Origin of the sequence: Moorena sp. SIO3H5 (assembly GCF_010692395.1) — a bacterium.
Lineage (GTDB): Bacteria > Cyanobacteriota > Cyanobacteriia > Cyanobacteriales > Coleofasciculaceae > Moorena.
This window is the reverse complement of sequence record NZ_JAAHHS010000016.1, coordinates 1-10,973: the sequence shown is the minus strand read 5'-3', so window position 1 is coordinate 10,973 and position 10,973 is coordinate 1. Positions and strand designations below refer to the sequence as shown.

The following is a 10,973-nucleotide window of genomic DNA, read 5'->3' as shown; positions in this document are numbered from 1 at the left end:
TCTCCCAGGGAATACCGAAAATCGCCCCTATTAATTCAGACTGTTGGTATTTAATGATGGCTTTTTAAAATACCAGGTTCTTGTTGCATCGGCAAGATATCTAAAATATCAGTCTGCGAACAATACTTGAGATCTTCATGGCCATCTAAGCCTAATAAACGTTTACCATGACTTGCATGGTGAAATAATCCGAGTAGATCATCTTCCCATTGGGAATAAAGAGCGATCGCACTAATTAATTCATCATTACCTGCAATGTCATTGGCAGATAAGTTAGTTTGTTGCAAAATACTATGGGCAATTGCACCAGCACAAACAGTATCCTCTAAAGAAAAACTACCTTCCCAACCAGAACCAACAAGCCAAACTGTTTCTGGTTGCTTTTCTAGTAGAAATTTCACAACCCTCGCCCGATTAGTTAAAGCTGCTCATGGCCTGTAATCGGCATCTGGTTTACTGCACTGGGCATCAGCACCATGGCATTTAACCTCAACGGTTTCAACTTCAACCAGAGCATCATTGACTCACAAGGTCACGTGATCAACACCTGGGCTGATGTACTAAACCGCGCTAACTTAGGTTTCGAAGTAATGCACGAGCGTAACGCTCACAACTTCCCTCTAGACCTAGCTGCGGCTGAAGCTACTCCTGTAGCTTTGACTGCTCCAGCTATCAACGGTTAATACCAAGTTGGCATAATCTACTTGATTAAAAAAAGCGCTCTCCACATGGGGAGCGCTTTTTTGTTTGTCTGTCATTATTGGACTTCTCAGGGAGTAGGGAGCAGGGAGTAGGGAGCAGGGAGCAGGGAGCAGGGAGTAGGGAGTAGGGAGTAGGGAGTAGGGAAGAAAATTTAGATGTAGCTTACGGTTACTAGCAAATTCTGTATTTATTGGCAGTCATTTCTTATTTGTCAATACCCCTTTACCTTGTGTTTTTTCTGTTGCCTTTAATAAAAATTAATAGAAAATTGGGGATAACTTTATAGAAAATTTAAATTTTTCTGTGGTTACTCGGTTTACTATCGACAGAAAAATACTATCGAGTCCGATAGCATCGATATATAGCAATTATCATCACGAGTTAGGTGCCCTTGACCCATTAAGAATTAAATTCACCACGGGTCGCACCTGAGGTAAACATAATTTTTTCCCTATTTGGAATTTCCCTGTTGCCTACTCGCTACTCCCTACTCCCTACTCCCTCTTCCCTTTCCTAAAGGACTAATGACTAATGACAACTGAACCCCTTGTCATCGTAACTAGTATTGCACCAGGAAATGTTAAAAAACAACAAGCCGCTATTAATAGCTGGCTTACTCTAGGATTTGAGGTTGTTTCCTTAAATATTCTAGAAGAGATTGAAAAACTCCAGCCTTTATATCAAGACATTAAATTTCACAGAGTATTTCGGGATGGACGAGAGCATTATGGTAAACCTTATGTTTACATTGATGACCTCTTATCCTATTTGCGTGAGTACGGTAGCCAAATATGTGGAATTGTTAACGCAGATATTATCTTAAAAGCTGAGCAGGATTTTACAGAATTTATTCGAGAGCAGACTCAAGACTCTATCCTGCTCGCTTCACGAGTCGATGTTGATACTGCTGAATCAATCAACGGTGAGATTTACGATGTTGGGGTTGATGTGTTCTTTTTTGAAAAAGAACTGCTGGAAAAATTTCCATCCTCTGACTTTTGCCTTGGTATTCCCTTTTGGGATTTCTGGGTACCAGTGATTGCTTGGCAACAGGGGTTAACCATAAAAGACTTAGTCTCTCCCGTTGCCTATCATGTCAAGCACTCTAACAACTATAGCTACGAAATCTGGCAAAAATCAGCCCTTAAGTTTACAAAAATATTTGCTCCATATCGGTATGAATCCTATCATAAAAAAGCGGATCTAAATAAAGTAGATTATGACCTAATTGGTCACATGGATAATTATATCGTTAAGCAATTCTTGACAATTTATCAAAACAGTAAGCAACCGATTATCTATAAACCCCGATTACCTGATGCTCAGAATCCGGTCTATAGCCATACAAATACTGAAAATTACGATTATAATTCCTTAGTATGGTTAGCATGGAAGTCTTATCATGCTGGTAAAATTACCACTATGGCTGAGCAGTTAAAGAACTCCCTAAGCATTACCCCTTACCAAGCAACGGAAACGATTTATGATTGGATAGAGCAATTCACCACATTTTCAGCTGCTCATGGTTCTCCATTCAATTCTTATGCATTCAGTAACCTACCGGAATGGCAAGAGCTAATACGCTCTACTCTGCTTAATCGACCATTTAGTCCCTATCAATGGCAACCAAAAGTCTCCATAATTACATCAGTATTTAAAGGGGATAAGTATATTGAACAGTTCCTTAAGGATATTACCGAGCAGACTGTTTTTGCTGAATGTGAATTACTATTGGTTAATCCCAATTCTCCGGGAAATGAAGAGCCTGTGATTAAAAAGTATATGACCAGGTATCCCAATATTATCTATATAAAATTGGATGAAGACCCAGGGCTGTATGAAGTTTGGAACATGAGCATTAGATTAGCCCGTGGTCACTATATTACAAATGCTAATCTCGATGACCGCAGAGCGCCCAGACATATCGAAGAACATATGAGAGCTTTGGATGAGCATCCTGATGTGGACGTAGTTTGCGCTCCTCTGAAAGTTACGATGCAGCCCAATGAAACCTGGGATAATAATACCGCTCATGCAGTCTGGTATGTGGGATTTCCGGAGTATTTTGGAACTGAAGACTTTTTTCAGGAAAAGTGGTGGGCTGAAGGAGAGGAAAAAGGTAAGATCGGCTCCCAAAATCTTCCCCATTGTATGCCGGTATGGCGGAAGAGTGTCCATGAAAAAAATGGCTATTTCGATGAAATTGAGTATGGCGCGAGTGCTGATTGGGAATTTTGGTTACGTTGTTCAACTAACGATTCTAAATTCATGCTGTTGAGGGAACCGTTAGGAATTTACCTAGAAGACCCTCAATCCTATAACAGGCGGTTTGAGTCAACGGTTGATTTTGAGAAAAAAATTCTACAGGAGTATTATCTACCGCTAACTGAGGAATCTAATGGTAATGGAAGCCTTGATGTCTCCCAAACTCAAGAGCAAGATTTAGGGTTTGAAGACTCTGGGGATTATCCCAAAAAACTCGATCTTGCTTCTGCTTTACAGTATCATTACGGGGAGCATCGCTCTGGATGGTCTTATGCTATGAATAGCTTGAAAGCGTTACACAATGATGCTGGAATCTTGGTGGATGGCTTCATAGAAAAGAAATTCGCCTGGGGTTCAGATCCTGGAGATTGTAACAACACCCCAACTGCTTATACAGAGCCTTGGATTGGATTCATCCATTGTCCTCCCTATGCTCCTAAATGGTTTCAAGAACACCTGTCACCTCAGACAATATTTGCAAGTCAGTTGTGGCAAGAGAGTCTTAAGTATTGTCAAGGTTTATTTTGTTTGTCTGAAGACTCTCGTCGATGGCTCCAAAAGCAGCTAGATGTGCCAATTGTTAGCGTTATCCATCCTACGGAAACCCCAGATATTACGTTTTCGATGGATAAGTTTTTGTCAAATCCTGAGCCAACTATTATCCAAATTGGGATTTGGTTGCGGAAGATGCACTCTATCTACTATTTACCGGTAAAAAATTATAAAAAGATGGTGTTACGTAAACCCTATTCTGGGGAGATGTTACATAGTGAAAAACAAGTATTTAAGTTACAGCCAAATTACAGTTATGTGCAGATAGTTGATTATTTGCCCAATGATCAGTATGATGAGATGTTGTCAAAGAATATTGCTTATTTGGAGTTGTATGACACCAGTGCCAATAACGCGATCATTGAGTGCATCGTAAGAAATACCCCGGTTTTAGTCAATCCGCTGCCAGCTGTAAAAGAGTATTTGGGTGAAGACTATCCCCTTTACTTCCAGTCTAGACAAGAAGCAGCGGCCAAAGCTGATGATTTTGCTTTAATTGAGGAAACCCACCACTACCTGCAGCAGCACCCGATTAAAGAAAAGCTTAGCAACGATTATTTTTTAAAATCAATTGTTAAATCGGACATCTATCAACAGTTATCATGAGAATATCCCACAAGCATAAGTTTGTATTCCTCAGCAAACCTAAGTGTGCTAGTACTAGTATTCGCAAGGCATTGGATCCTTACACCGATATTTCCAGTACGGATAAGAAGCGACATTACCATCACCATGTGCCAGCATCTCTGTTAAAGCAGCATTTTGAACGTATGGGTTGGAACTGGAACAGCTATTTCAAGTTTATTAGTATCCGAAACCCTTGGGATATGCTGGTTTCTTTGTACTTTTATGCCAAGCCAGATCACCGAGGTATTTATTGGTGGGAAACAGCAAGAGCAATCCGTGTATCCGAAGACATTGTCGAAAAATACCCCTATAACCCAAACACCAGGATGCCATTTAAGGAGTGGATTAAGACTGGAAAATCTTGGGACTTGAAGCAGCAAATATATCTAGAGGATTTGTCTACCTATACCCTTCCTTACTATGTTTTTGATGATCAGAATAACTTCCTAGTGGATTATGTTATCCGTGTTGAACACTTAGAGGAAGACTTAGATTTTATCGCTTCAAAGCTAGGAATACCTATAGATTCTTTGAAGATAAATACCAGCAAGCATGACCACTACAGCCAGTATTATGATAGCGAATCCCAAGCGATAGTCTCCGAACTGTTTGAGTATGATATCAACTACGGCAAGTATTCTTTTTAAACTAGAGAATGAGACTATCACACAAGCATAAATTCGTATTCATTGGTAAGCCCAGGTGTGGTGATGCTACGATTAGACAAGCACTAGATCCTTACAGTGATAGTGTTAGTACAGATAAAGGGCGACACAACCATCCCCATGCGCCAGCATCTATGATGAAACAGCATTTTGAACGGATGGGTTGGGACTGGAATAGCTACTTCAAATTCACGTCTGTTAGAAATCCCTGGGATATGCTTGTCTCTGTGTATTCCTTTGGAAATCCTGATCACAATGGCTTCTACTTTTGGGAGAAACAACAGTACAACCCCAACAAAAAAATGCCTTTTACAGAGTGGATCACTAAGGGTAAATCCTGGGATATCAAGGCAGGGAAGCACTTAACTGATTTGTCGGCTTACTCACTGTCTTACTCGGCACTTGATGAGGATAACACGTTTCTTGTGGATTATGTTATCCGTTTTGAAAATTTAGAATCAGATTTAACTTTATTGGAGTCTATGCTAGGACTGAAGCTGAATTTACCTAAGGTAGATCCAGACAAACGGGATGATTACACTAATTATTATAATCAAGAAGCTATAGATAGAGTTGCTAATTTATTTTGGTATGACATTAAGTATGGAAATTATAAGTTTGGGATGGCGTAGTTGGCTAAGGCAATAGGTAATAGGCATACTAGTAATAGGTAATAGGTAATAGGTAATAGGCGTAGGGTGGGCAGTGCAAACCTGGGGAGATTGTCAGGGTTTAAATTGGTATGAAGCACTGCCCACCATATGATTAATTTTATCTATTTTTTAATTAAGTTCCTGTTGGTGGGCAGTGCCGATTAAAGCTACTTATAGCTTTGTAATTGCTTGGAAGCACTGCCCACCCTACGATTAAGTTTATCGAAAATGTAGATAAATAAAAACGAGTTTATATTCCAATATTATCCACAATTATCACCATAGCCACAGTCGCCATTATCTCCATATTTCGTAATAAAAAAAATTTCTAAACCCCTTGCCAATTTAATTAATTTATTAATATATTAATAGTGTCAACAAAATTAACGAATAACTGGTCATGACGAAAAATCTTCCGCCCAACTCCGATGAAAATCAAAACCCTGAAAACCCTGGTCGTAAACCTAAGAAAGTCAAGCACATCTTGATCGGTTCTCCTGAACAAGTTCGGCATACTATTTATGCCATTTATGCTCTTAAATACGCCTATCCCGACGAGTGGAGCACTCCCGAACCTACCGAAAACCCTGGTGAGGTTATGACCACCTTGATTCGATATTTCTATGTAGACTAGGATAGGGTTTTGTCAGGGTTTGACGCCCTGGCGACCAGGCATTGTAGAGGTTATTTTTAAGCATTCAGCCAATGGTCAATGGCTGACCACTGACCACTGACCACTGACCACTGACAAATGTATTAGTTGATCAGTAGTTATTCAAATTTCAATGCAGTTAAGCTGTACTTGTTGACTTTTAGACAATAGAATTCGGTCAAGGATTGGGGTTAACCAAAACTTGACCGATTTTTGTTTATTGGTATAGTTAAGGTAATTCTTAATTTGGTAAGTTACTTTCGTTCTGGGTTTTAGGGAACGCGCACCGTAGGGATTAGGGAGTCGGGAGCTAAGGCCGTGGGCCACACTTACTGGCAGAGCCAGACGCTGCGCAAACGCGAACGGAGCTTCGGAGCAAAAAATAAAATTTAGATGCTTACTATAAAACGCTATAGCGCTATACTGAGCGGAGTTTGCAAGATACACCTATCGTAAAGAGTAATGGCAACTGAACAACGATCGCAGCATCAGGAACATTAATATGGTGATTCAAACAGAAAAACGGTACTACACGCCTGAAGAATACTTGACATTAGAAGAGAAAGCGATAGATAAACATGAATATCGAGATGGAGAAATCATCCTCATGCCAGGAGGCACGACAAATCACAATCAAATTGCGCTCAATTTCTGTCGCAAATTTCCTTTGACAATTAAGGAGCAAGACTATTATATCTATATCAATGATGTCCGCTTGTGCATAGCGCAATATCCCCTCTATACCTATCCTGACGTAATGGTAATTAAAGGAAAACCAATCTATGAAGGAATGGGTAAGACAAACGTAACCAATCCTTCAATCATTGTGGAAGTCCTTTCTAAATCGACGCGGGATTACGACTGGACGGATAAATTCATATATTATCGTTCTATCCCTGAATTTCAGGAATATATTTTAATCGATCAATATCGTTTTTATGTGGCTCAATATTTTAAGCAAGAGGATGGGCAATGGCTTTTCAATGATTATCAAGGGGGAGAAGCAGTTTTAAAGTTGGCTTCAGCTGATTTTGAAATTTCGTTTCAAAATTTGTATGAAAGAGTAGATTTTGAGTTGGATGAAGAGTGAATGGGGAATGGGCAATGGGGAATGGGCATTGCCCAGAAATATTGATTTTTTGGGAAGATTAGCAAAAAGCGAGGCTTTTTATGGTTCAATTATTACAACAACTAATAACCTTTGATGAATTTATTGAATGGCTGCCAGAAAATAGGCGCTATGAATTACATGAAGGAATGATCGTCGAAATGCAACCCACAGGACAACATGAAGATATTGCTGGATTTCTCACCCAAGAATTAACCTTAGAATACACAAGGATGAATTTGCCCTATCGTATTCCGCCCAAAGCATTAGTCAAACTAAAGGATAAAGAAACTGGCTATAATCCTGATTTATTACTTATCGATCGCCAAAATATCATCAATGAGCCATTGTGGGAAAAAAAATCAACCCTGATTCATGGAGAATCCATTCCTTTAGTGATTGAAGTTGTCAGCACTAACTGGCGTGACGATTATGGTTACAAGCTAATGGATTACGAGGCGATCGGTATTGGTGAATATTGGATTGTCGATTATTTAGGAATAGGAGGAGTGCGTTTTATTGGACAGCCAAAACAACCAACTCTCTCCATTTATCAGCTTGTGGATGGAGAGTATCAAGTCCAACAGTTTAGAGGAAAAGACCGAATCAATAAATCAACAAGTTTTCCTGAATTAAATTTGACTGCTGAACAAATTTTTAATGCTCAACGGTGAGTATTTATGGTATAATATTAACAGGATTGAGATGTATTAATGGGCAATGGGGAATGGGGAATGGGGAATGGAAGTGAAAAATGTCTGAAGTAAATGACTTTAAAGACTTACGAATTTGGCAAAAAGGCATGGAAATAGCACTGCTTAGCTATTTCCTCACTAAACAATTTCCTAAAGACGAGTTATACGGTATGGTTCAACAAATCAGAAGATAAGCTTCATCTATTCCTGCCAATATTGCTGAAGGGTATGGACGAAGATCATCAGGAGAATACAAGCGTTTTTTAAGCATTGCACAAGGTTCAATTAATGAACTACAAACCCATCTTTTGCTCGCTGAGGCTGTAGGCTTATGTGAAAAAAGTGATATAGTATCTTTGATCAACGAGCTTCAATCGGAAACTCGAATGATTATTACTCTTATGAAGAAACTAAATTAGGAAATTACCATTCCCCATTCCCCATTCCCCATTCCCCATTCCCCATTCCCCATTCCCCATTCCCCATTCCCCATTCCCCATTCCCCATTCCCCCATGATTCAAACTTACCCCATTTCCAAAACGATCGCTACCTTAGCTGACTTGAAGCAAAGGTTTAATTTATCTCCTACCGATAATGACCTTTTCTTTCAGGAATGGCAACAGGATTTACCTCAACTAACTGCTCAAGAAAAAGATAAAATAGACCAAATTCAAAGACGATTTTTACGTCATAGAGAACGAAGTACTCTCCCAGAAGGTGTGATTAATCAATTACTAATTGGACCTTTACTTACTTTGGCAGGTTTATATGATGAACCTTTCTATGTCACTACTGAAACGACTGTTGAAGTGGAAGTAGAAGAGAAGGATGAAATTTTACGAGGTCGAATTGATACTTTAGTTATTGCACAACAACTTTGGGTTCTTTTGGTTGAATCTAAATCTACTATTGCTTTTTCAGTAGCTTTACCTCAACTAATGACTTATATGATGGCAAATCCCAATCCTGAACGTCCTGTCTATGGTATGATTGGTAGCGGGGATGAGTTTTTGTTTGTTAAAATGCTGACGGGCGGTGTTCCCCAATATGATTTATCTAATCTTTTTTATCTGCTGCTACCTCGTAGGAATCAGTTATATGATGTCTTGCGTATTCTGAAGCAAATTGCTAAAATTATGGGTGCAAATATTGGGGTAATGAGTGATGTAAATTGAAGAGCGATCGCCTCCAAAACAGCTCTATATTCAATCTCGTAGGGTGCGTTAGACGGGAAAATTGTCAGCTTAGATCAGAATTTATCAATCCGTTCAGGGAACGGGAGGAGTGTTTTAGCCTTCAATGGTCGTATTGTTGCCAAAGCTCGGATGCACCCGAAAAAACCAGCAAAAATGGACAAACAAAGACTACGAGCATACCTGAAGCTGATCGAGCAAGTGCTAACTTGTCCCAGCGGTGAAGAATTCCAAATTGTTGAGAGCAACCGTGAGTTAGTGGGTGCAGAGTTATTGCAGGTAATGGCACAAGTAGCAGAACAACTGGCAGCAGAGGGCAAGCAAAACAACGCTGAGGTTTTACTGGGTCTGAGGAGTGAGCTTTTAGAAATCCTGGAAATCTCAGAAACCCGTACCTCAGCTAATCTCTCATGCCAAGACTATCTGCAATTCTTGACAGAGGTATTGCTGGCAACTGACAACAGCGATAGCAACCCCAAAGTAGTCTACCCACTCCTGGGAGCTAACCTAGAGAAACTGGATGATAACTTTATTGATATCCTGGAAACCTGGGCAAGTGCTAAATTTTCAGAACCTGAAGCAGAATACATCGCTAAAGTTATTTGGGAATTTAGCAATCTGATCCAGCAGTTTCCTCTAGGCAATAAAGCCAATAATATCGAAATCGCCATTGCTGGTTACAAACAGGTGCTAAAGGTCTTTACCCGTGAGAGTAAGCGGGAAAGTTGGGCAGCGATTCAAACCAACCTGGGGCAAGCCTACAGAAACAGAATCCGTGGGGAGAGGGCATTGAATCTAGAACTTGAGATTGCCCATTACCAACGAGCATTGTCAGTTTACACCAAATCAGATTTCCCTATCTATTGGGCAATGACTCAAATCAACCTGGGGGAAGCCTACAGAAACAGAATCCACGACCACAGGGCTGAAAATCTGGAAAAAGCTATTGCCCGATACCTACTAGCCTCGTCAGTTTACACTGAATCAAACTTCCCCTACTATTGGGCAGAGATTCAAACCAACCTGGCGGAAGCCTACAGTCACAGAATGCTTGGGGGCAGGGCTTATAATCTAGAACTTACCATTGACGCATACCAACTCACTTTGGAAGTTTACACCCAAGAAGAGTTCCCCATTGAGTGGGCACAGACTCAAACCAACCTGGGCAATGCCTACAGCGACAGAATCTGTGGCGACAGGGCTGAGAATTTAGAATTTGCCATTGAAGAATACCAACTAGCTTTGGAAGTTTACACCAAAGAAGACTTCCCCATCGAGTGGGCACAGACTCAAACCAAGCTAGGTATTGCTTACAGAAACAGAATCCGTGGGGACAGGGCTAAAAATCTAGAACTTGCTATTGAAGCATTCCAACAAGCTTCGTCCGTTCGCACCAAACAAGACTTACCCATGGCTTGGACAATGACTCAAAACAACTCTCAAAACAACTCTCAAAACAACCTTGGTCTGCCTATAGTCACAGAATCCGTAGTTATAAGCAATATAATCTGAAAAAAGTGATACATTTGTTTGACTCAGCAGTGGTGCGTTACGGGTAGCAACCTAACCCTGACTAAGAGGCAAAAAATGAAGGCTCCCCTAACGCACCCGACCCAACTGTTTGACACGGTGGTGCGTTACGGGGCGGGCTATCCAAACCCTGACTAAGAGACGAAACATGAATGCTCCCCTAACGCACCCTACCCAACTGGTCGGCGTGTCGGGTGGGTCCGAATTCCCGATTCCCGATTCCCGATTCCCGATTCCCCATTCCCTATTTCTTTTTAAGAGAAACTAATGATGGGACAAAAGCATAAAGTCGTAGATGAATTATCTTGGCTTGATTAAATAAGCCATCTT

General features: G+C 40.4%; 8 protein-coding genes and 3 pseudogenes. 10 read left to right on the top strand and 1 reads right to left on the bottom strand.

The window, feature by feature from the left end:
* Positions 1-50: 50 nt before the first annotated feature.
* Positions 51-428: pseudogene (locus tag F6K52_RS03525) on the bottom strand (2-phosphosulfolactate phosphatase); the annotation flags it as partial.
* Here F6K52_RS03525 and F6K52_RS03520 point away from each other — a divergent pair.
* The 10 genes and pseudogenes from F6K52_RS03520 to F6K52_RS03475 all read left to right on the top strand — a co-directional run.
* Positions 429-683, top strand: a pseudogene (locus F6K52_RS03520) (photosystem II q(b) protein); the annotation flags it as partial.
* A gap of 550 nt (positions 684-1,233) precedes the next feature.
* A complete protein-coding gene (locus tag F6K52_RS03515) occupies positions 1,234-4,125 on the top strand; it encodes a glycosyltransferase (RefSeq protein WP_293074120.1) in 2,892 nt (963 codons plus the stop codon).
* Positions 4,122-4,793: a sulfotransferase family 2 domain-containing protein gene (locus F6K52_RS03510; protein WP_293074117.1), complete on the top strand. Its 672-nt coding sequence runs from the start codon at positions 4,122-4,124 to the stop codon at positions 4,791-4,793. Before F6K52_RS03515 ends, F6K52_RS03510 begins: the two co-directional genes overlap by 4 nt.
* 8 nt (positions 4,794-4,801) lie before the next feature.
* Complete coding sequence (locus F6K52_RS03505; protein WP_293074109.1) at positions 4,802-5,443, top strand: sulfotransferase family 2 domain-containing protein; 642 nt, start codon at positions 4,802-4,804, stop codon at positions 5,441-5,443.
* Positions 5,444-5,864: 421 nt separating this feature from the next.
* A complete protein-coding gene (locus F6K52_RS03500) occupies positions 5,865-6,098 on the top strand; it encodes a hypothetical protein (RefSeq protein ID WP_071986844.1) in 234 nt (77 codons plus the stop codon).
* A gap of 520 nt (positions 6,099-6,618) precedes the next feature.
* Positions 6,619-7,206, top strand: a complete 588-nt coding sequence (locus tag F6K52_RS03495; protein ID WP_293074103.1) for a Uma2 family endonuclease — start codon at positions 6,619-6,621, stop codon at positions 7,204-7,206.
* Between the two features lie 80 nt (positions 7,207-7,286).
* Entirely contained in the window at positions 7,287-7,898 is a 612-nt protein-coding gene (locus F6K52_RS03490; RefSeq protein WP_293074100.1) for a Uma2 family endonuclease, read from the top strand.
* An 80-nt stretch (positions 7,899-7,978) separates the two neighbouring features.
* Positions 7,979-8,338: pseudogene (locus F6K52_RS03485) on the top strand (four helix bundle protein).
* Between the two features lie 94 nt (positions 8,339-8,432).
* Positions 8,433-9,095, top strand: a complete 663-nt coding sequence (locus F6K52_RS03480) for a type I restriction endonuclease subunit R (protein ID WP_293074097.1) — start codon at positions 8,433-8,435, stop codon at positions 9,093-9,095.
* A gap of 174 nt (positions 9,096-9,269) precedes the next feature.
* Positions 9,270-10,625, top strand: coding sequence for a tetratricopeptide repeat protein (locus F6K52_RS03475; RefSeq protein WP_293074094.1), 1,356 nt, complete (start codon positions 9,270-9,272; stop codon positions 10,623-10,625).
* The last annotated feature ends 348 nt before the right edge of the window (positions 10,626-10,973 follow it).